Here is a 22,298-nt window from a genome sequence, read left to right on the forward strand (position 1 = left end):
ACTTATTAGTGCAACTCTCAGTGCATTAAGAACTTAAAAAAACTCATGAAAAAACTTATTCTCGGCTTCATAGCCTTAACAACACTTAGCTTTTCTTTTGCACAGAATTCAGTCGATTTTATCCCGAATGATAATGATAGTCGTGTAATAACTACGGGTTTACCATTTATGTTGGTTGCACCAGATTCTCGATCTGCAGGTATGGGTGATATTGGCGTAGCGACATCTGTAGATGGATTTTCGCAACAATGGAATCCAGCAAAGTATGTGTTTTCAGAATCAAAATCTGGAATTGGTTTGAGCTTTACGCCATATTTAACACGTTTGGTCAACGATATATCCTTAAGCTATGCTACTTATTATAATAGACTAAATGAAAATAGTGCAGTTTCTGCAAGTTTAAAATATTTCTCATTGGGCGAAATCGTATTAACACAAGATGCCAACGATCCCGGAATTGCCGTGAAACCAAATGAGTATGCAGTAGACGTTGCCTATACATTGCGTTTATCGGATCAATTTGCTATGGCAGTTGGCTTGCGTTATTTAAGATCTGCTTTACGTATTGGTGCTTTACCAAATTCAAACGCCAAGCCTGCAAGTACTTTTGGCGCTGACATTACAGGTTATTACCAAAGTGAAGAAGAGGCATATAACGATTTTAATGGAAGATGGAGAGCAGGTTTTGCGATTCAGAATTTAGGTCCTAAATTTAAGTATGATGATGGTGGAGAAGATTCGTTTCAGCCTACCAATTTAAGACTTGGAGCAGGCTTCGATTTTATTTTTGATCAATATAGTACGCTTGGATTGACTGCGGAAGTTTCCAAATATTTGGTACCAACTCCTCCAATTAGAGGTACAAGAGTTGAGTACGTTGATAATAATGGAAATGGTATGTATGATGAACCGAATGCAAATGACCCTCAGCCAGATGATGATGAGTTGATAGATACACAAGAAAATGTAATTATTGAAGGTCAAGATAATGACGTAGGTTTTATCACCGGTGTATTTCAGTCATTTGGCGATGCGCCAGGTGGTTTTAGTGAAGAGCTAAGAGAGTTTACTTGGGCTTTAGGTGCCGAGTATTTGTATCAGGATTCTTTTGCGTTGAGAGCTGGATATTTCAATGAAGCGGACGACAAAGGTGCTCGTAAGTTTTTCGCATTAGGAGCAGGTTTTAAATATACCACAATCAATATAGACTTGTCATATTTGTTTTCAGCATCAAGAATTCAAAGTCCTTTGGAAAACACATTACGATTTTCATTGACATTTAACTTTGGAGATGGAGAGTACAGCGAATATTAAAAACACATAAATGATCTAATTTAAAAACTATTGTTTGTTAAAAAGCAATAGTTTTTTTGTCTAAAATAGTTCCGATATGAGGGAGGTTACGATAGAAACAAAATTAAAAGTTTACGAAGGTCCAGAACATCTTAACGAAGAGATTCAGCAGCTGATGAACGCTGCAATAGAAGCTCGAGATAATGCTTATGCTCCATATTCAAAATTTCACGTTGGTACGGCCATATTATTAGATAATAATAAGGTGGTAATTGGTAGTAATCAGGAAAATGCGTCTTACCCGTCAGGGTTGTGCGCAGAACGTACAGCCATATATTACGCTGGTGCAAAATATCCAAATGCAAAGATTTTAAAAATGGCGCTAACTGCCTCTTCACAAAATCAGGTAACGGATAAACCAATCCCGCCATGTGGTGCATGCAGACAAGCAATAGCAGAGTACGAACTTAAACAAGATCAACCCATTGAAATCTATTTTATGGGTGCCAAAGGCAAAGTGGTCAAGTCAGATTCCCTATCCAATTTACTGCCCTTACTTTTTGAAAATTCAGTTTTATAGGGTTTCGGTAACGATTATTTATTTTTTTCATATTTTTTTTGCCAATTTCAATTTCTTCATTCCTAGCTAAAGTGTTATTTTTGTTATTAAACTTTTCCTTTTGATAAAGGGATTTCGAAACAGTTCAAATCAACCAAATCGAAAGATTTAATACATCATTTAATGCAAAAAGTAACAAAAGAAGTTTATCTAAAATGGTATGAGGACATGTTGTTCTGGCGTAAGTTTGAGGACAAGCTTGCCGCAGTGTACATTCAACAAAAAGTTAGAGGATTTCTTCACTTATACAATGGTCAGGAGGCTGTTTTGGCAGGGGCTTTACATGCTATGGACCTTACAAAAGACAAAATGATCACGGCCTATCGTAATCACGTTCAGCCAATTGGTATGGGAGTTGACCCAAAACGTGTAATGGCAGAATTATACGGAAAAGCTACAGGAACGTCTCAAGGTTTAGGGGGTTCTATGCATATATTTTCAAAAGAACATCGTTTTTATGGTGGCCACGGTATTGTGGGTGGGCAGATTCCTTTAGGTGCTGGTATCGCATTTGGAGACAAATATCATGATGTTGATGCGGTGACGCTATGCTGTTTTGGTGATGGAGCTGCAAGACAGGGCTCGTTGCACGAAACCTTTAACTTGGCAATGCTATGGAAATTACCGGTGGTTTTTGTATGCGAGAATAATGGTTACGCAATGGGAACATCAGTGGAACGAACCGCTAACCACACAGAAATCTGGAAACTAGGATTAGGGTACGAAATGCCTTGCGGACCAGTAGACGGGATGAATCCGGTTAAGGTGGCAGAAGCTTTTGATGAGGCTATTAAACGTGCACGTAATGGTGGAGGTCCAACATTTTTAGAGTTGAAAACCTATCGTTATAGAGGACATTCCATGTCTGATGCGCAGCATTACAGAACTAAGGATGAAGTAGCAGAATATAAAAAGATCGATCCAATTACTCAGGTAAAAGAGGTGATTCTAGAGAAGAAATACGCTACTGAAGATGAAATTAAAGAAATTGACAAGCGCGTTAAGAAAAAAGTAACAGAATGTGAAAAATTTGCGGACGAGTCTCCTTACCCAGAAAAGAGCCTCATGTACGACGCTGTTTACGAGCAAGAAGATTATCCTTTTATAGAACATAAAATAAAATAAGCAATGGCAGAAGTAATAAATATGCCACGTTTGAGCGATACCATGGAAGAAGGTACCGTTGCATCTTGGTTAAAAAAAGTAGGGGATAAAATTGAGGAAGGAGATATTTTAGCCGAAATTGAAACCGACAAGGCAACTATGGAGTTTGAATCTTTTCATGAAGGGACGTTACTTCACATTGGTGTGCAAGAAGGTGAAACCACCAAGGTAGATGAGTTATTAGCTATTATAGGTGAAGAAGGAGAGGATATTTCGGATTTAGTTAATGGTAAATCAGCATCAACGGAAGATGATTCAAGTGGTGAAGAAGACGACTCTGAATCAACAAGTGATCAAGACAACAGCGAAGTAGAAAATAAAGAAGATGATTCTGAAGGTTCGGAAAGCTCAGCGAAAAAAGAAGATTCAAATGAGTCAGAAGAATTACCGGAAGGTGTAACAGTAGTTACTATGCCACGTTTAAGCGATACCATGGAAGAAGGTACTGTGGCAACTTGGCTAAAGAAAGTAGGTGATGAGGTTGAAGAAGGCGAAATACTAGCCGAAATAGAAACGGACAAGGCCACTATGGAGTTCGAATCGTTTCAATCTGGAAACTTGTTACATATTGGATTGGAAGAAGGTGAGTCTGCAAAAGTAGATGCGTTGTTAGCCATTATTGGTCCAAAAGGAACTGATGTTTCTGGTATAGCCAAAAACTTTAAAGCAGGTGGAGACACTTCAGAAGAAAAGAAAACTGAACCTAAAGATTCGACAAGCTCAGCTACTAAAGAAGAACCAAAGAAAGACGATTCTAAAAAGTCAAGCTCAAGTTCAACTTCGGATACAACTTCAGATTCTGGAAGAATTTTTGCTTCACCATTAGCTAAAAAAATGGCTGATGAAAAAGGTATTAAGCTAAATCAGGTTAAAGGATCAGGAGAAAATGGACGGATTGTAAAACGTGATATTGAAAACTTTACACCAAGTTCTTCAACAGCAGTAATAGGTAAATTTGTTCCAACTGGTCAAGAGGATTATGATGAGGTTGCGAATTCAAATATGCGAAAAGCAATTGCTAAAAATTTGGCTAAATCCAAATTCACAGCACCTCATTATTATCTCAATGTAGAATTTGATATGGAAAACGCTATTGCGTTTAGAGCACAATATAATTCACTGCCAGATACAAAAATATCTTATAATGATATGATTGTTAAGGCTTGCGCCTTGGCATTAAAGCAACATCCACAAGTTAATTCACAATGGTTTGACGACAAAATGCGAATGAATAATCATGTGCATATTGGTGTTGCGGTTGCGGTACCAGACGGATTGGTTGTACCTGTTGTAAAGTTTGCTAATGAGCAGTCTTTACCACAGATTAATGCAGCAGTAAAAGAGTATGCTGGTAAAGCAAGAGATAAGAAATTAAAGTTGGACGAAATGGAAGGTAGTACTTTTACAGTTTCAAATTTAGGCATGTTTGGCATAGAAAGTTTTACGTCTATTATCAATCAACCAAATTCTGCAATACTTTCAGTTGGTGCAATTATAGAAAAGCCAGTGGTTAAAAACGGTAAGGTTGTGGTAGGTAATACAATGAAATTATCTATGGCCTGCGATCACAGAACGGTAGACGGTGCGACTGGCGCTCAATTCTTACAAACATTAAAAGGATATATTGAAAATCCTGTGACCATGTTGGTGTAGCATTTAAAAATTATTCCGAACTACTGTGAGGAATCTAAACACAAAAATCCTGATTTGATAATTCAATCGAATCAGGATTTTTTATCTTTAAGCTCAAAATTTAATTTAGTTCCAATTTATTGGAATGAAAAAAACTTATCTCAATGAACAAAGCACTTTCACTATTAGTCATTTTATTTCTACTTGCGTGTTCTTCAAGTCAAAAAACTGTTGAAAATCCGGTAGAAAACAATACTGCAAATCAAAATGTAGAAAACAATAATTTACCTGAAGAAGTTATTGTAACGGCTTCACCTGTGCAGCCTACGGTTTCTGCTGAAGCTGTTAAAGCCAGCATGGAGTTTTTAGCTTCAGATGAATTGGAAGGTCGCGCCACAGGAACTGAGGGTATTGAAAAAGCTGCGGTTTTTATTGAAAATTATTTAAAAGTAAATGGAATTAAACCCTATTTTGAAACGTATCGAGATAAGTTCGAATTCAATAATAGAAGAAGTTCTGATCTTGATAAAATGATAACCGGCTATAACATTGTTGGCGTTGTTGAAGGTACAGATCCAGAGCTTAAAAATGAATATGTGATTCTGGGTGGCCACTACGATCACATTGGTTTCGATAAGGAGGTGAACGGAGATAAAATTGCAAATGGTGCAAATGACGACGCGTCCGGGACTATTGCAGCAATGGAGTTTGCTAAACATTTCGCTAAGGCAAAAACTAATAAACGCAGTATTCTTGTTACACTATACTCTGCTGAAGAAATGGGATTAGTTGGTTCAGGACATTTGGCGGAACGTTTAAAAGAACAAGGTATGGATGCTTATACCATGATTAACTTTGAAATGATAGGTGTGCCAAGAGCTGAAGATAAATCAATGGCTTATATGAGCGGTTATGAGCGCTCCAATTTTGCCGAAACCCTAAATAAATATGCAGGATCTGAAGTTGTAGGGTTTTTTCCCGATGCAAAAAAAATGAACCTCTTTATGCGCTCGGATAACTATCCTTTTTATAAAGAATTAAATATTCCTGCTCATGCCATTTCAACGTTCGATTTTACAAATTTTGACTATTACCACCATGTAGATGATGAAGCGGATAAAATGAATTATGAGCATATGGCCAGTTTTATAAACAAAATGATTCCTGCTTTAGAAGGAATGATGAATGCACCAAACAAAGAAGTGACATTAAAGGATGAGTAAAAATATAATTATCACAGGTACAAGTCGAGGTATAGGTTTCGAGCTTGTCCATTTGTTTGCCAATCAAGGATATAATGTTCTGGCTTTATCTCGAAACGCTGCACCAGTTTCCAATCTTCAATTTGATAATATCTCGTCTTTTGCGTTTGATTTATGTAAAGCAGAGGACTATCTGAAAGTCAAGGATTTTATAAATAAGGAATGGAAACAAGTGGATATTCTAATTAATAACGCAGGTCTTTTGCTCAATAAGCCTTTTGCTGAAACTTCTTTTCAGGATTTTGAAAAAATCTACCAAACCAACGTTTTTGGTGTTTCAGAATTAACTAGAATTGTTTTGCCATTTATGAGAAATAATGGCCATGTAATAACCATTAGCTCAATGGGAGGCATTCAAGGCAGCGTTAAATTTCCTGGATTATCGGCTTATAGTTCAAGTAAGGGAGCGGTAATTACATTGACAGAATTACTAGCCGAAGAATATAAGGAAACTGGTCCACAGTTTAACGTTTTGGCTTTAGGTGCCGTGCAGACTGAAATGCTGGCAGAGGCTTTTCCGGATTATCAAGCGCCAACAACGGCTAAAGAAATGGCCAGTTATATTCAGGATTTTGCCTTAAATGGTAATAAATTTTACAATGGTAAAGTGTTACAAGTTTCAAATTCTACACCTTAAATAAAATTTAGTGCAACACTAAAATTATTTATTCGTCTTTAAATAAAACTACATGATTAAAAACTTACCATTTCTGATAGTTATATTTATAATGTTAATTGGGTCGGGTTGTTCAGAGAAAGAAAAATTCTTTGTTAAAGTTAATCCAGCAGAGAAAGGATTTTCCCAAACAAAGTTAGATTCATTAGGTAATTACTTGCAGAATTCTGGATCTCAATCTTTAATGATTCTAGTTGATGGAAAGGTGATTTATGATTGGGGAAATACCGAAAAAAAGATTCTTATACATTCCATTAGAAAAGCCATATTAAATTCCCTGTATGGTATTTATGTTTCTAATGGGACTATAGATACTACAATGACTCTTGGAGAGCTCCAAATAGATGATATTTATTCTCTAAGCAAAGTGGAGAAAACGGCCACCATCGCTAATTTACTAAAATCAAGATCAGGTATTTATCATAGTGCTGCAGCTGTGTCAGAAGGTATGCTAGCAGATATGCCAGAAAGAGGTACTCACTTACCAAATGAAAATTTTTATTATAATAATTGGGACTTTAATACACTCGGTTTTATTTTAGAAAAGCAAACAGGTAAAACAATTTTTGATTTGTTTTATCAGCACATTGCCCAACCTCTGGGAATGACATATTCCAATAATTACATAACCGTAAAAAATCCAGATGACAATTGGGAAATTCCAGATGTGGATGGCTTTTATCAATATGAAGATGACAAATCTAAGTATCCCGCTTATCATCTCAGATTATCTGTAAAGGATTTGGCTTTGTATGGTCAACTATATTTAAACAAAGGAAAATGGAACGGTATTCAAATTATTCCTGAGCAGTGGATTGAAGTTTCTACTCAACCTTATTCCATTACAAATGAGGCTTATGGAATTGGATATGGTATGTTATGGAATGTGTTGATTCCAACCGAAAATAGAACATCCAAATCATTTTTTCACACTGGAAATGCAGTACATATGTTAGGTGTTTATCCTGGATCTAACTTAGTTTTGGTACATAGAGTTGATACTGAGAACGCATATAAATTTCATCAAGGCAATTTTTACGATATGATTTCATTGGTTTGGGCTTCGCAAACGTCTGATTAAATATCTTCATACCGTTTCAGCTTATTCTTGGTAGAAATTAATTCTTCCTGTAATTCATCGATTTTTTCTAATAAATTAAAGACCGTATCAATACCTTCAAAATTAAGATTGAGATCCTGATGCAAACGAATTATTTTTTCAATACTACCTATGTGATCGGCATGAACGCAAATGTCTTCTTCTACTGTTATTGTTTCTATTAGACCATAATCGTTTAGCTCATTAAAAAAAGACATTTCTAATTGATAATGGGTACATAATTTTGGTAAGGTTATATAATTCGGCTTCGTCATCTCTATTTTAGTTTTGCTAATTCTTCAAACAGCTCTTTTTCCTTTTGGCTGAGTTTTTTTGGAAGCTCAACTTTATACTTAATATACAAATTTCCAAATGCTCCTTCTTGTTTGTATTTTGGAAATCCTTTGCCTTTTAGTTTTACTTTGGTATCGTTTTGAGTCAGCGGTTTAATATTCAGTTTAACTTTGCCATCAAATGTATCTACAGTTTTGCTGCCTCCCAAAATTGCTTCATATAAATCAAGATTTACAGTACTGTGTAAATCGGAGCCATCTCGTCTAAATTGTGTGTTGTTTACAATTTTAAATTCAATCAATAAGTCACCATTAGGTCCTCCATTTACTCCTGGACCACCTTTACCCTTTATTTTTATTACTTGTCCGTCGGATACACCTGCGGGTATAGTTAATCTAATGTTTTTTCCGTTTACAGTAAGTATCTGTTTTTGTGAGGTATAGACATCTCGTAAATTGAGTTTTAATTGTGCGTTAAAATCTTGTCCGCGGTACTTTACGTTAGAACCTCTTTGCGAAAATCCACCTCCAAACATAGACTCAAAAAAATCTGAATATTCACTTTCTCCAAAACCTTCAAAATCAGATGTTCTCTGATAGTTTTGGTAAGATTGTCTTTGCTGTTTTTGAGCCTGCTCATAGGCTTCACCATGCTGCCAATTTTCACCATATTGGTCATATTTTTTCCTTTTTTCATCATTGCCCAGTACTTCATGGGCTTCATTGATCTGCTTAAATTTAATTTCAGCTTCTTTATCGTTAGGGTTTAAATCGGGATGGTATTTCCTTGCGAGCTTTCTGTAGGATTTTTTTATTTCAGCTTTTGAAGCATTTTTATCGATTCCTAAAATGTCGTAATAGTCAATAAATGCCATAAATGATTAATGTTTTAATGCAGCTCTCGCTAAGTTAAAAGTTTTTTGAGTGAATATCAAGCCCAATAAAAATTAAGATTTGCTATTTCGAAGCAATTACACATATATTATATTCGGGATTTTGCTGAGTCTGTAATTTCTGATATTTTGTTTGTTTTAGAAGGAAAATGAAACTATAATCTTTTATTTTTGCTGCGATGATTACAACGCTGTTAAAATTTATACCAAATCAATCTATTTCTATGGTAAAGGAATTATTAGCTGTTGATAATCTTACTGTTAAGGTTAAAAACGAGCGTAAAACCCGACATGGGGATTATCGTCAATTACCGGACGGAAAGCATCAGATTACCATTAACTCCAATCTTAATCCTTACCGATTTTTAATTACGCTAATTCATGAAATTGCTCATTTTGAAGCCTATACAAAACATGGCAGATCAATTAAGCCGCACGGCAAAGAATGGAAGCAAATCTTTCAGCATTTAATGTTGCCGTTTTTACGACCAGATGTTTTTCCAAATGAATTATTACCGCTATTAGCCAAGCATTTTAAAAACCCAAAAGCTTCTAGCGATACAGACGTCGATTTGGCATTGGCGCTAAAACAATTCAACCCACCTAACGACAAAACTTATGTATTTGAGGTACCTTTGGGCACAGATTTTAAATTGTATAATGGTAAGATTTTTAAAAAAGGTCAAAAACGAAGAAAGCGCTATGAATGTGTTGAAGTAATTTCTGGCAAATTGTATCTTTTTAATCCCAATGCAGAAGTAAAAGTTTTAGATTAAGATAATTAATTATGAAGAGTAAAAATTCAAATTATTACGCCATTTTAATGGCAGGTGGAGTTGGTTCGAGATTTTGGCCAGTCAGTACCCAAGATTTTCCAAAACAGTTTCATGACATGTTGGGTACAGGAGATACATTGATCCAAAAAACCTTTAAACGTTTGGCACGTTTAATTCCAGAAGAAAATATATTTATTTTAACTAATGAACGCTATAACGATTTGGTATTTGAGCAGTTGCCATCTGTAACAAAAAGACAAGTTGTATTGGAGCCAGCTATGCGTAATACGGCACCTTGCATTTTGTATGCATCGCTAAAAATTCAGAAAGAAAATGAAAATGCTTTGATGATCGTAGCTCCTAGCGACCATTGGATTGAGGATGAAGACGCATTTGCAGAAGATGTGGAGAAAGCATTTGATTTCTGTAAGACTAATGATGCACTTATGACTTTGGGCATTACACCATCATTTGCAAATACGGGTTATGGTTATATTGAATATGATAAATCTACTTCGGACGAAATTAAATCCGTAACCCAATTCAGGGAAAAACCGGATTACGAGACTGCAAAAACATTCATTGAAAAGGGTAATTTTCTTTGGAATGCAGGCATTTTTATGTGGAGCGTAAAAAGTGTAGTAGAGGCTTTTAGGAACAACCAAACTGAACTCTTTCAATTATTCTCTAGTGGTATCAACGATTATAATACTGAGCGAGAGGAGCAGTTCATTCTTCAAAATTATGTGAAGGCCAACAATATTTCTGTGGATTATGCGATTATGGAATCATCTAAAAATGTTTATGTGATTCCTGCTACATTCGATTGGAATGATTTAGGTACTTGGGGAAGTTTGTATGATAAACTAGATAAGGATGAGCATAAAAATGCCATTGTAAATGCTCAGACACTATTACAGGACGCATCTGGAAATATGATTAGATCCAAGAAAGGTAAGGTAGTAGTTGTCGATGGTTTGGAAGATTATATTATTGTAGATAAAGACGAAGTTTTGCTTATCTTTCCTAAGGTAAAGGAGCAGAATATAAAAAAAGTGCTTCAAGATGTAAAGTCCAAGTTTGGAGAACATTACGGATAATATGAGTGAAGAAAATAAATTCAATTTTTCTGAAAGTAATCAACAAGAAATCGATAAGGATAAAATTGTTGAAGAAAAAAAGGAAGCGGTCAGAAAAGATGCCAAAGGTTTATTTGAAAGTTTTAAGTCATTTCTGAACGAAATTTTTGACTTTAAACATGATACCGATCGTGATGCAACAATTGCTGCGATCAAGGCAGATATTCCGTTTAAAGGAGCTACGGCATGGATTTTAATTTGTTCCATTTTTGTAGCCTCTGTTGGTTTAAATGCGGACTCACCTGCTGTAGTCATCGGTGCGATGCTTATTTCACCATTAATGGGTCCAATCTTGGGTTTGGGTCTATCCATAGCAATTAATGATATAGATACATTAAAACGGTCGTTAATTAATTTGGCGATAATGATTGTCCTTAGTTTGCTAACAGCGTTTTTGTTTTTTAAGTTTTTTCCGACAGCAGATATTAGAACAACCGAACTTTTTGGTCGTACCAAACCAGATTTAAGGGACGTTCTTATTGCATTTTTTGGTGGTTTGGCATTGATCATTGCTAGGACAAAAAAAGGAACCATTGCCTCTGTAATTTTTGGTGTGGCCATCGCTACAGCACTCATGCCTCCTTTATGTACTGCAGGATACGGTTTGGCTCATAATTGGGACGATTTTGTTGGAGCGATGTACCTATTTACTATCAATACAATTTTTATTGCTTTAGCTACCTTTTTAGTATTAAAGTTGTTGCGTTTTCCAATGCTCAAATATGCAAATTCCAAAAAGCGTAAACGCATCGCGCAAGTGGCTTCAGTTATTGCCATTCTTGTTATGGCACCTGCTATATGGACATTTGTTAACGTATTACAAGAGAGTAATTTTAAAAGGGATGCCAACCAATTTGTTGAAAATGAATTGGATGCACTTCCTCATGCGGAATACATCAAAAACAATGCCTATTCTGAGTACAATCCAGATGGCAACTCTGAAATAGTGATAAACACATTCGGCTTGGATGAAGTTTCCGAGTCCTCCATAAATTTATTGCGCAGTAGAATGAACGATTATGGAGCATTAAAAGGAAGTCAGTTAATTTTCAATCAGAACAGAGTAAAGAATCTTGACAATATTCGATATATGGAAGAGCTGCGCTCACGGGATTCTTTAGAGCTCATGAGTCAACAGGAAAAGATAGCATTTTTGGAAGGTAAAGTTAAGGATTTATCTTATTTGGAAAGAGATCAGATACCATTTAAAGATTTGATAGAAGAACTGAAAATCAATTATGAAAATTTAGAAATGGTTGCATTTTCGAATGAAATCAGCTCAAATATGAACTCTGTTGATACCCTCAAAGTGTTCACTGTGAAATGGGTGGATTCTTTGACAAATAATGAGATGCGACAAAGAGATAATAAAAAGATAGAGTTGTTCTTAAAGAAAAGGTTGAACCTGGATACACTAGATTTAAGAGTAAAGCAATAAAATTATTGGTCTCCTTCTATATACATTTTCCGTACTTTCTTGAATAGTTCTGACGAATAAACAAAGTTGGTAACTGCTTCGTTATCGGTTTTAAAAATGTTTTCCTTTGAGCCTTCCCATTCTTTCAACCCATCTTTGAGAAAAAGTATTTTTTCGCCAATTTCCATTACGGAGTTCATATCGTGTGTGTTGATCACTGTAGTGATATCGAATTCATTCGTTATTTCTTGAATTAAATTGTCAATGACCATAGCTGTTTTTGGATCAAGGCCAGAATTTGGTTCATCACAAAACAAGTACTTAGGCTTATTTACAATAGCTCGTGCAATGGCCACGCGTTTTTGCATCCCTCCAGAAGCTTCACTAGGCATTTTGTTGTGAGCGTCAGACAGGTTAACACGGTTCAAAACAAAATCTGCACGATCTTTCATCTCGCTTTTACTCTGTCTAGTAAACATCCGCAAAGGAAACATTACGTTTTCCAAAATAGTCATGGAATCAAAAAGTGCACTACCCTGAAATACCATTCCCATTTCAGCTCTCAAATCCGCTCTTGCATCTGTACTTAATTCATTAAAATCCTTTCCTTCATAAGAAATAGAACCTTTTTCAAAATTAAAAAGACCTAATAAGCATTTTAAAAATACAGTTTTACCAGACCCACTTTGCCCAATGATTAGGTTTGTTTTACCTTTTTCAAAAGTTGTAGAAATCCCTTTTAGAATATGAGCATCGCCAAAAGACTTATGTATGTTTTTAACTTCAATCATTAGCCTAAAAGTAAACTGGTTAGTAAAAAATTGAGAAGTATAATCACCACACTTGTCCAGACAAAAGAGGTAGTACTAGCTTTACCGACCTCCAAAGCACCGCCTTTCATAAAATAACCGTAAAAAGAAGGAATTGTGGCAAGTACAAAAGCGAATACCATGGTTTTGATAAAGGCGTAAATCATATGAAATACAATGAAATCAGTCTGTACACCTTCAATATAATTTTCATAAGTGCCATAACCACCATAGACACAGGCGACCAATCCACCTAAAATGCCTAAAAACATAGCGATGGAAATAACAAAAGGATAGAGAGCAAGTGCTATAAATTTAGGAAAAACTAAATAGTTAATAGCGTTGATTCCCATCACCTCTAAAGCGTCAATTTGTTCTGTAACTCGCATGGTACCGATACTGGATGTAATAAAAGAGCCTACTTTACCAGCCATAATAATTGATATAAAGGTTGGGGCAAATTCTAGGACAATGGATTGTCGAGTAGCAAACCCAACCAAATATTTTGGAATTAGAGGATTGCTAATATTTAATGAAGTCTGTATTGCAACAACACCACCAACAAAAAACGCAATAAAGGCAACAATACCCAAAGAGCCAATAATTAAGTCGTCGATATCCTTTAAGATTAAGGTTTTCATCACAGACCATTTAGTCGGTTTGCGAAAAATATCCTTAATCATTATAAAGTAAGCGCCAATATTATGAAGGTACGTCATGCAGGATTTTATTAATGTAAAAGTATAAAAAATGATTAGTTTATTAATGTTAATTTAAATTAAGATATTCTAAAAGTCGTATTTTTGAACAGCAACGGAAATTCATTTATTCTATGAAAAGATTACTTGTTCTTATTTCAATTTTTACGCTATCTATGTCTTGCGGTTCCCAAAATGTTAAAACGGAAACTTCAAAAAAAGAAGTAGTTAATGGTGTTACTGGAAAACCAAAATTGGTTGTAGGAATAGTAGTAGATCAAATGCGTTATGATTACCTAACACGATTCAATTCTAAATTCGGAGAGGGCGGATTTAAGCGAATGATACGAGAAGGATTCAATTGCAAGAACAATCACTTTAATTACGTGCCAACTTATACAGGGCCAGGACATGCATCAATCTATACAGGCACAACACCCAAATATCATGGCATCATTGGAAACAATTGGTATGATAAAGAAATTAAAGAGTCTGTTTACTGTGCAGGTGATGACAATGTTAATTCCGTTGGTACAGAGCACGTTGCAGGTAAAATGTCACCGCATCGTATGCAGACCACTACGTTTGGAGACGAAAACAGATTGTTTACACAAATGCAAGGAAAAACCATTGGTGTTTCTTTAAAAGATAGAGGAGCAATCTTACCAGCAGGTCATACTGCAAATGCAGCCTATTGGTTTCATGGAAGGGATGAAGGCGTTTGGATTACGAGTTCATTTTACAGAAATGACTTGCCAAAATGGGTAACTGATTTTAATAATTCTGATACGGCTGAATCTTATTTTAAAGTTTGGGATACATTTCATGACATTTCAACATACAACGAAAGTGGAGCAGACGACAACACGTTTGAAGGTGGATTTAACGGAAAAGAAAAGGCTACCTTTCCTTACGATTTAAAACAACTCAAAGAAACTAATAGAGGCTTCGAAATTCTAAAGGCTACACCTTACGGAAATAGTCTCACGGCAGACTTTGCCATGGCTGCCATTAAAGGCGAAGATTTGGGACAGGATGATATTACGGATGTGTTGGCTGTTAGTTTTTCTAGCACGGATTATGTGGGTCATAATTTTGGTGTAAATTCTAAAGAAGTTGAAGACACCTACATAAGATTGGACAAGGATTTAGAGCGCTTATTTAAATATCTCGATGAGACCGTTGGTAAAGGCGAGTATACTGTTTTTCTTACTTCAGACCATGGAGCCATTGATGTGCCAGCTTATTTAAGAAGCCTGAAAATACCAGCGGGTTACTTAAATAACAGAGCAACAAAGACGCGATTTGACGAATACCTTTTAAGCACTTTTGAAAATTCTGATTTGGTTGAAAATGTAAGTAATGACCAAATCTTTTTAAACAGAAATAAGGTTGATAGTTTAGGTTTAAACATTAACGCTCTTACCGAGAAAATGGTAAATGAACTAATTAAATATGACCACGTTTACAAAGTGTATTCTGCGCATACTATGGTGACTACGGATTTTACTACTGGTATTGAACAATTGCTTCAAAATGGCTATAATCAAAAACGATCGGGAGATATCATTTTGGTACCAGATCCAGATTATATTTCATACGGAAAAACAGGTTCTACGCATGGTAGTGGTTTAAATCACGACACGCATGTACCGCTATTGTTTTTTGGGAAAGGTATTAAGCATGGCGAAACATATGATAAAACTGTAATTCCCGATATTGCTCCCACAATGTCTGCATTGTTAGGAATTAGTTTTCCAAATAGCTCAACAGGTCAACCTTTGGGATTTGTGTTAGATTAAAAGAATTTTTTCCTAATGCCTTTCCAGCGTAAATTTCTGATAAATTTACCTTCGTCTTTTGAGACTAAAAATTCAAGATTATGAGATTGGGCCTTAAAGTAGCCACTCATGTAATCTCTTAATAATTTTAATCTTCCTTTTTTATAAGCCAGTTTTAAAGCTGAAATTAAGGTAATCCAAAAACCATAACGCATTTTGTACATCGCTTCTCCTTGAAGATGTTTTGAAGCTTTATTGTAGAATAGGCCAGTGGGTTTTAGATGTTTTACGTGGAGCGATTCATCAGTTTTAATGTCCCAACCATGATATTTAGCCAAAAGTTCATCTACTGTGTCCCAGCCCATGGATGGTTTTAATTTTCCTATTTGACGAAAACACGCTTTTCTATAGGCTTTTAGAGCACCTCTAATATGGTCTTTATTTGTAAGGTCTTCTAAGATCCAATCATCGTTTTTTTCAATGTAACAGAAACCGGAAGCCATACCTAACCTTTCATTCGAGTTAAAATGAAGTGAAAGTTGTTCTAAATAATTGGGTGGAAAGATAAGGTCTGCATCAAATTTACAGATGATGTCGTAGTTGACATCTATTTTGTCAAAACCCTTATAAAATGCATTAACTATTTTACTGCCAGGCAAATGTTTTGTTGAAGATTGAACGTTTACTAAATGTACAAACGTAAATTTTGAAACATATTTTTTGACAATGCCTTTTGTATTATCTGTTGAGTTGTCATTAACTACCACAATCTGTTTTGGCAGTAAAGTCTGATTTACCAACGATTCTAAAGTTTTATCGATGTAATCTTCTTCATTATGTGCTGGTATGATGATATGGAAATTCAAGTCTTAATGTTGATTCCTCAAAACTAACAAAAGCATATTGGAGTTTTAAATATAGTTTTTTGAATTTCCAGACTTTTCGGCATAAACAATATAATATCTGGGAACAAAACTTCTTAAAATCGGTCTTAAACCTAATTTAGCTACAGGATTTGTCCACTTTTCTCTATCTAATATTTTCCAACCTGTTTTTTCCAATAACCAATCAAACTGCCAATCCTCAAATTCGTGAAAATGCCTGTCGCGCACATCTGTTTCACTTCGGTAAGCTGATGAAAACCAAAGTCGAAGCGGCACACTAATTACTATCTTGTTGGCTTTGATGGATTTTAATACTTCGTAAGGAGATAAAAGATGTTCAAAAATTTCAAATGCTGTTACTACATCGGCTGAAGAGTTTTCAATTGCTGTTCTATCTTCATCCAAATCTTCTCCAAAAGTGTTCGTAACATCATAGTTTTCAGAAATCATTAATTCTGATAATGGATTGTTAACTCCGAGATCTAAAATTGATTCAGACGTGCTGATGTGTTTTTTCAAAAATTGAATCGTATGTTTAAATCTTTTATTTGGATATGTTTTTTCGTACATATTCAGTTACCGACACATCGGAAATTGATTTTAAGATTGATATACGATCGCATTAATATTCATACCAGCGCCTACACTAGCAAACACGATAATATCACCTTTGTTGATGCTTTGATTTTTAAGTTGTCCTTTTAAAATCATATCATACAAAGTAGGGATTGTTGCGACACTGGAATTTCCTAAGTGATTAATGGTCATTGGCATTATACCTTCTGGCATCGGTAGCTTGTGAAGCTTATATAAACGTTTTACAATGGCCTCATCCATTTTTTCATTTGCTTGATGAATCAATATTTTTTTGACGTCATTTATTGAAACACCAGCCTTTTCTATAGTAGATTTAATGGCTAGTGGCACATTTGTTAGGGCAAATTCATAGATTTTACGACCATACATTTTTATGTACCTGCGCTTATCGCTTACATTAGGATGATTGGTTTCTCCGAAGTAAATAAAATGAGCTTCATCTAGAGCATAGGTTGCGGTTTCATGGGCTAAAATACCACCTTCTTCATCCTTTTCTTCAATTACAACTGCGCCTGCACCATCACTGTATATCATAGAATCTCTATCGTGCTTGTCAATAACACGCGATAAAGTTTCAGAACCGATAACCAAACATTTCTTGGCAATACCAGAACTTATAAATGCTTTTGCTTGAATGATACCTTCCACCCATCCTGGACAACCAAATAGAAGGTCATAGCCCACACATTTTGGGTTTTCAATTTTAAGAAGATGTTTTACTCTGGATGCAATGCTGGGAACAGTATCACTCTGTTCGGTGTTTTGTTTGATATCGCCATAATTATGTGCAACGATGATATAATCTAGGCTCTCTTTGTCAATGTTAGCATCTTCAATGGCTTTTTGAGCAGCAAAAAATGCTATGTCAGAATTATTTAATTCCGATTTAATATAGCGTCGCTCGTGTATACCAGTTATGGCTTTAAATTTTTCTACAATAACTTCATTTGGACTGTTAATCGAAGTGCCATCTGCGTTTAAAAATTCGTGATTGTAGAAATCCTCATTTTTTTCGACATTGCTTGGTATATAACTTCCCGTTCCTGTGACTCTAATACCCATAGTTATGTTATCTCAATTCAAATTTTGCTAATCTAATTAATTAAATAGAGTTTTCTACATACTGAGCATTGAAAACTCTAATTTTTAGGAATTTCTCAATAAACACCTACAATTTATTTCAATCGATTAAAATAGTCTGAAAAAATATGTCTTCAGCAATTTATTCTATGCATCGGCATATGCCTCTATAGGAGCGCAACTACAAATTAAGTTTCTGTCGCCATAAGCATCATCAACTCGTCTGACGCTTGGCCAAAACTTGTTATTTTTTACATAATCCAAAGGAAAAGCAGCTGCCTCTCGTGAATAGGGTAGTGTCCACTCATCTAATGTAAGCATTTCCATTGTGTGTGGTGCGTTTTTCAATACATTGTTTGGTTCTTCTTTTGAAGCTGCATCGATTTCATTTTTTATGGAAATCATCGCATCACAAAAACGGTCCATTTCAGCTTTGCTTTCACTTTCGGTAGGCTCAATCATCATAGTACCTGCAACTGGGAATGATACGGTTGGAGCGTGAAAACCATAATCCATTAAACGTTTGGCAATGTCAACAACTTCAATGCCATTGTTTTTAAAATCACGACAGTCTATAATCATTTCGTGTGCAGCGCGTCCGTTTTCTCCTGTATAAAGTGTAGGGTAAAATCCTTCTAAACGTTCTTTAATATAATTGGCATTTAAAATGGCAGTTTCTGTTGCTTTTTTTAACCCTTTTGAACCCAGCATTTTAATGTATCCATAGGATATGATACATGCCAAGGATGAGCCGAATGGTGCAGCAGATATTGCCGAAATAGCCTGATGTCCACCAGTTTTTATAATTGGATTTCCAGGTAAAAATGGTACTAACTGCTCAGCTACACAAATTGGTCCTACTCCAGGTCCACCACCTCCATGGGGAATGGCAAATGTTTTGTGAAGGTTAAGGTGACAGACATCCGCGCCAATATTACCAGGGTTTGTCAGTCCGACTTGAGCATTCATGTTCGCGCCATCCATATAAACCTGTCCGCCATTATCGTGAATGACTTGAGTAATTTCTCTAATAGCCGATTCGTAAACACCGTGAGTAGAAGGGTAGGTAACCATTAATGCCGAAAGGTTATCTTTATGTTTTTCGGCTTTTTCCTTTAAATCTTCTACATCTATGTTTCCATCTTCAGAAGCTTTAGTTACCACAACTTTCATTCCGGCCATAACGGCACTTGCAGGATTGGTACCGTGTGCAGAAGAAGGAATTAAACAAATATTTCTGTGATGGTCACCACGAGATTCATGGTAAGCTTTAATAACCATTAAACCAGCAAATTCACCTTGCGCTCCTGAGTTAGGTTGTAAAGACGTGGCTGCAAAGCCAGTAATTTCTGTTAACTGATTTTCAAGTGCATTAAGCATTAACTTGTAGCCAATGGCTTGATCAACAGGTGCAAACGGATGCATGTTTCCCCAACTACTGTAGCTCAAAGGCAACATTTCGGCTGCCGCATTTAATTTCATGGTGCAAGAGCCTAGTGAAATCATAGAATGGTTGAGTGCCAAATCCTTACGTTCTAGACGTTTGATGTAGCGCATCAATTCTGTTTCGGAATGGTAGCAATTAAAAATTTCTAACGTCAAAAATTCTGTTTGGCGTTTTAATTCATTTTGTATCGTTTCCGATTCAGATAAGGTTTCAATTTCGTCTGTAGTATTTCCTGTCACTTTTTCAAAAACAGAAATTATATCATTAATGTCTGAAATAGTTGTGGTTTCATTTAGTGCAATGGTAACTGTATTTGTATCTGGATAATGAAAGTTTATTTCCTTTTTATCAGCTTCATATTTAGTTTTTACTGCATCAGCTTTAACTTGTATGGTATCGAAATAATGCGAGTTCACTTGTTCCAAGCCTAAGTCTTCTAACGCCTGCGCTAAAGTTGTAGCAGAATTTTTTACCTTATTAGCAATAAAAGATAAACCTTTAGGCCCATGATACACGGCATACATACCAGCCATAACAGCCAATAAAACCTGAGCAGTACAAATATTAGAAGTTGCTTTATCTCTTTTAATGTGCTGCTCTCTTGTTTGCAATGCCATTCGTAAAGCTCTATTGCCATCTGCATCTTTAGTGACACCTATTATTCTGCCAGGCACGTCACGTTTGTAAGCTTCTTTAGTTGCAAAATAAGCAGCATGTGGACCACCATATCCCATTGGAATTCCGAAACGTTGTGTTGTGCCAACAACTACATCTGCTCCAAATTTGCCAGGTGCTTCAAGTTTTACCAAACTTAAAATATCTGCGGCAACTGCAACTTTTATATTCACCGCATTGGCTTTTTCAATAAACGATTTAATGTCTGTTATCTGTCCATTTTTACCAGGATATTGTAATAAAGCACCAAAAAATTCGTCCGATAAGTTAAATTCGGCTTCATTTCCTATAACTAATTCAATACCAATAGGATTGGCTCTCGTTTCTAATAAATCTATTGTTTGTGGCAAAACAGCATCTGATACAAAAAATTTGTTGATATTGTTTTTCTTTTGGTCACGTTCCCTAACTGAAAATAGTAAGCTCATGGCTTCGGCAGCAGCAGTACTTTCGTCCAAAAGAGAAGCATTGGCCATTTCCATTCCTGTTAAATCCATTACCATAGTTTGAAAGTTCAACAAGGCTTCTAAGCGTCCTTGAGCAATTTCGGCTTGATAAGGTGTGTATGCGGTGTACCATCCTGGATTTTCTAAAATATTTCGTTGAATAACGGCTGGCATATTACAGGGATGGTAGCCCAAACCAATATAGGATTTATAGATTTTGTTATGTTGAGAAAGTTTGTAAATATGTTCTAAATACTCTTGCTCACTCATAGCTGGCTCTAAGTCCAAGTCTTTTTTTAACCTAATATCCGCAGGGATAGTTTCTGAAACCAACTGTTCAATACTGGTGACACCAATAGTATCAAGCATGGCTTTTTGTTCCTGTGGACTAGGTCCGATATGTCTGAGTGCAAAAGAGGTTGTATCCATTAAAAAATCGTGTTTATTTTGTTTTGCAAAAATACGGAATACAACGTTTTATTTAGTTAAGGAAAATGAAAGTTTTTAACCGAAAGTTGGGTTTATTAACACTTTCGTTATTTTTACGATATGAAGATCTTAACACGTATTTTCAACTTTTATCTTACCAGTAGTATACATGTGGCTCTGGCGAGTTATGCGCTGACTTGGGTAACGCTCATTCAATTTGATTTACCGTACGATGAAAACTGTCTCCTTTTTGTGTTTTTTGCCTCAATAACTGGCTATAATTTTGTCAAATATTTTGGTTTGGCGAAATTTCATCACCGTAGTTTAGCGCGATGGCTGCAGGTGATACAGTTGTTTTCGCTTTTTTCTTTCGTAGCAATGTGTTATTATGCATTACAGCTAAAGGTTGATACGCTAATAGTGGTCGGTGTTCTGGGATTCGTTACATTTTTATATGCAATTCCACTAATTCCGAAAAAATACATATATGATGAACACCAAAATCTAAGACAGATAAGTGGTATAAAGGTCTATGTCATAGCTGCTGTTTGGACATTCTCATCTGTGGGTTTGCCCCTAATCAACAATGAATATAGATTTGACAACGATGTCATAATTACATGTATACAACGCTTTTGTCTCGTTCTGGTTTTAATGTTACCTTTTGAAATAAGGGATTTAAATTACGATAGCCTTAAGCTTGCTACTATACCTCAGAAAATAGGTGTGAAAAAGACTAAAATAATAGGTGTATTATTATTGATTGTGTTTTTTTTGTTGGAATATTTTAAGAATGAATTAAATTGGAAATCAATTGTATCGACCTTAATTATTACACTTGTAACACTGCTATTTTTAATAGGCTCCAATAAGAAACAGTCGGAATATTACAGTGCATTTTGGGTTGAAGGTATACCCATTATTTGGCTCGCAATCTTATTGGTGCTTAGCTAATTCTCGATCAAAAGCGGATTTTAGCTTTTCTTTAGATTTATAATCCATAGCTTCAACGTTACTGGTTTTGAAGAGTTTACTCAGCTTATTGTTTTTTGCAGAATACTTTCTGCAAATACCACAGTAAATTAAGTGTATATTGAGCTTCACTTTTTCCCAAAAGGTAGCTTCTCTATACTGATTTTTGTCGCAAACATGGTTAGCTTCGCGACAACTTATTTTCAATTTACTCATA

At 35.5% G+C, this 22,298-nt stretch carries 21 protein-coding genes; 12 read left to right on the forward strand and 9 right to left on the reverse strand.

Annotated elements, in window-relative coordinates:
- Positions 1-45: 45 nt before the first annotated feature.
- The 7 genes from porV to HM983_RS10450 all read left to right on the forward strand — a co-directional run bounded on the left by porV (position 46) and on the right by HM983_RS10450 (position 7,727).
- Positions 46-1,314 carry a type IX secretion system outer membrane channel protein PorV gene (gene porV, locus HM983_RS10420; protein ID WP_179345381.1) on the forward strand — a complete coding sequence of 423 codons (1,269 nt, stop codon included), beginning with the start codon at positions 46-48 and terminating at the stop codon, positions 1,312-1,314.
- A 76-nt stretch (positions 1,315-1,390) separates the two neighbouring features.
- Complete coding sequence (cdd, locus tag HM983_RS10425) at positions 1,391-1,873, forward strand: cytidine deaminase (protein ID WP_179345382.1); 483 nt, start codon at positions 1,391-1,393, stop codon at positions 1,871-1,873.
- Positions 1,874-2,035: 162 nt separating this feature from the next.
- The gene (gene pdhA / locus HM983_RS10430) at positions 2,036-3,037 is read left to right on the forward strand and encodes a pyruvate dehydrogenase (acetyl-transferring) E1 component subunit alpha (protein WP_179345383.1); all 1,002 of its coding nucleotides are present in this window, start codon (positions 2,036-2,038) and stop codon (positions 3,035-3,037) included.
- 3 nt (positions 3,038-3,040) lie between these two features.
- Positions 3,041-4,729 (forward strand): pyruvate dehydrogenase complex dihydrolipoamide acetyltransferase, encoded by a 1,689-nt coding sequence (locus HM983_RS10435; protein ID WP_179345384.1) that lies wholly within the window; start codon positions 3,041-3,043, stop codon positions 4,727-4,729.
- Between the two features lie 143 nt (positions 4,730-4,872).
- Positions 4,873-5,931, forward strand: a complete 1,059-nt coding sequence (locus tag HM983_RS10440; protein ID WP_179345385.1) for a M28 family metallopeptidase — start codon at positions 4,873-4,875, stop codon at positions 5,929-5,931.
- A complete protein-coding gene (locus HM983_RS10445; protein ID WP_179345386.1) occupies positions 5,924-6,607 on the forward strand; it encodes an SDR family NAD(P)-dependent oxidoreductase in 684 nt (227 codons plus the stop codon). Before HM983_RS10440 ends, HM983_RS10445 begins: the two co-directional genes overlap by 8 nt.
- Before the next feature lie 52 nt (positions 6,608-6,659).
- On the forward strand, positions 6,660-7,727 hold the full coding sequence (locus HM983_RS10450; protein WP_179345387.1) for a serine hydrolase domain-containing protein: 1,068 nt from the start codon (positions 6,660-6,662) through the stop codon (positions 7,725-7,727).
- On the opposite strand, the gene HM983_RS10455 is transcribed toward HM983_RS10450, so the two are convergent.
- Together HM983_RS10455 and HM983_RS10460 are read right to left on the reverse strand one after the other, a co-directional pair.
- Positions 7,724-8,020: a chaperone modulator CbpM gene (locus tag HM983_RS10455; RefSeq protein ID WP_179345388.1), complete on the reverse strand. Its 297-nt coding sequence runs from the start codon at positions 8,018-8,020 to the stop codon at positions 7,724-7,726. The genes HM983_RS10450 and HM983_RS10455 overlap by 4 nt on opposite strands.
- A gap of 2 nt (positions 8,021-8,022) precedes the next feature.
- The gene (locus HM983_RS10460; protein WP_179345389.1) at positions 8,023-8,913 is read right to left on the reverse strand and encodes a DnaJ C-terminal domain-containing protein; all 891 of its coding nucleotides are present in this window, start codon (positions 8,911-8,913) and stop codon (positions 8,023-8,025) included.
- Between the two features lie 197 nt (positions 8,914-9,110).
- Between HM983_RS10460 and HM983_RS10465 the strand changes: the two genes are divergently transcribed.
- The 3 genes from HM983_RS10465 to HM983_RS10475 are packed head-to-tail and all read left to right on the forward strand — an operon-like array spanning position 9,111 to position 12,284.
- On the forward strand, positions 9,111-9,707 hold the full coding sequence (locus tag HM983_RS10465) for a SprT-like domain-containing protein (RefSeq protein ID WP_179345390.1): 597 nt from the start codon (positions 9,111-9,113) through the stop codon (positions 9,705-9,707).
- A gap of 11 nt (positions 9,708-9,718) precedes the next feature.
- On the forward strand, positions 9,719-10,807 hold the full coding sequence (locus tag HM983_RS10470; protein WP_246277506.1) for a mannose-1-phosphate guanylyltransferase: 1,089 nt from the start codon (positions 9,719-9,721) through the stop codon (positions 10,805-10,807).
- A gap of 1 nt (position 10,808) precedes the next feature.
- A complete protein-coding gene (locus HM983_RS10475) occupies positions 10,809-12,284 on the forward strand; it encodes a DUF389 domain-containing protein (RefSeq protein WP_179345391.1) in 1,476 nt (491 codons plus the stop codon).
- Between the two features lie 2 nt (positions 12,285-12,286).
- Here the strand turns inward: HM983_RS10475 and HM983_RS10480 are convergent, their stop codons facing one another.
- Positions 12,287-13,054: an ABC transporter ATP-binding protein gene (locus tag HM983_RS10480; RefSeq protein ID WP_179345392.1), complete on the reverse strand. Its 768-nt coding sequence runs from the start codon at positions 13,052-13,054 to the stop codon at positions 12,287-12,289.
- The gene (locus tag HM983_RS10485) at positions 13,054-13,791 is read right to left on the reverse strand and encodes an MlaE family ABC transporter permease (protein ID WP_179345393.1); all 738 of its coding nucleotides are present in this window, start codon (positions 13,789-13,791) and stop codon (positions 13,054-13,056) included. Before HM983_RS10485 ends, HM983_RS10480 begins: the two co-directional genes overlap by 1 nt.
- 113 nt (positions 13,792-13,904) lie before the next feature.
- Between HM983_RS10485 and pafA the strand changes: the two genes are divergently transcribed.
- The gene (pafA, locus tag HM983_RS10490; protein WP_179345394.1) at positions 13,905-15,572 is read left to right on the forward strand and encodes an alkaline phosphatase PafA; all 1,668 of its coding nucleotides are present in this window, start codon (positions 13,905-13,907) and stop codon (positions 15,570-15,572) included.
- Here the strand turns inward: pafA and HM983_RS10495 are convergent.
- The 4 genes from HM983_RS10495 to gcvP form a co-directional block, all read right to left on the reverse strand.
- Positions 15,569-16,417 carry a glycosyltransferase gene (locus HM983_RS10495; RefSeq protein WP_179345395.1) on the reverse strand — a complete coding sequence of 283 codons (849 nt, stop codon included), beginning with the start codon at positions 16,415-16,417 and terminating at the stop codon, positions 15,569-15,571. The genes pafA and HM983_RS10495 overlap by 4 nt on opposite strands.
- A gap of 45 nt (positions 16,418-16,462) precedes the next feature.
- Complete coding sequence (locus HM983_RS10500; protein WP_179345396.1) at positions 16,463-17,005, reverse strand: methyltransferase domain-containing protein; 543 nt, start codon at positions 17,003-17,005, stop codon at positions 16,463-16,465.
- A 30-nt stretch (positions 17,006-17,035) separates the two neighbouring features.
- Positions 17,036-18,094, reverse strand: coding sequence for a 3-oxoacyl-ACP synthase III family protein (locus HM983_RS10505; protein ID WP_179345397.1), 1,059 nt, complete (start codon positions 18,092-18,094; stop codon positions 17,036-17,038).
- A gap of 165 nt (positions 18,095-18,259) precedes the next feature.
- Positions 18,260-21,109, reverse strand: coding sequence for an aminomethyl-transferring glycine dehydrogenase (gene gcvP, locus HM983_RS10510; protein ID WP_179345398.1), 2,850 nt, complete (start codon positions 21,107-21,109; stop codon positions 18,260-18,262).
- A 120-nt stretch (positions 21,110-21,229) separates the two neighbouring features.
- Here gcvP and HM983_RS10515 point away from each other — a divergent pair, with 120 nt between their 5' ends.
- Positions 21,230-22,063: a UbiA prenyltransferase family protein gene (locus tag HM983_RS10515; RefSeq protein WP_179345399.1), complete on the forward strand. Its 834-nt coding sequence runs from the start codon at positions 21,230-21,232 to the stop codon at positions 22,061-22,063.
- Here HM983_RS10515 and HM983_RS10520 read toward each other — a convergent pair.
- Positions 22,046-22,297, reverse strand: a complete 252-nt coding sequence (locus tag HM983_RS10520; protein ID WP_179345400.1) for a hypothetical protein — start codon at positions 22,295-22,297, stop codon at positions 22,046-22,048. The two genes, HM983_RS10515 and HM983_RS10520, sit on opposite strands and share 18 nt — an antisense overlap.
- Position 22,298 lies beyond the last annotated feature (1 nt).

This window comes from Winogradskyella ursingii, assembly GCF_013403975.1.
GTDB lineage: Bacteria > Bacteroidota > Bacteroidia > Flavobacteriales > Flavobacteriaceae > Winogradskyella > Winogradskyella ursingii.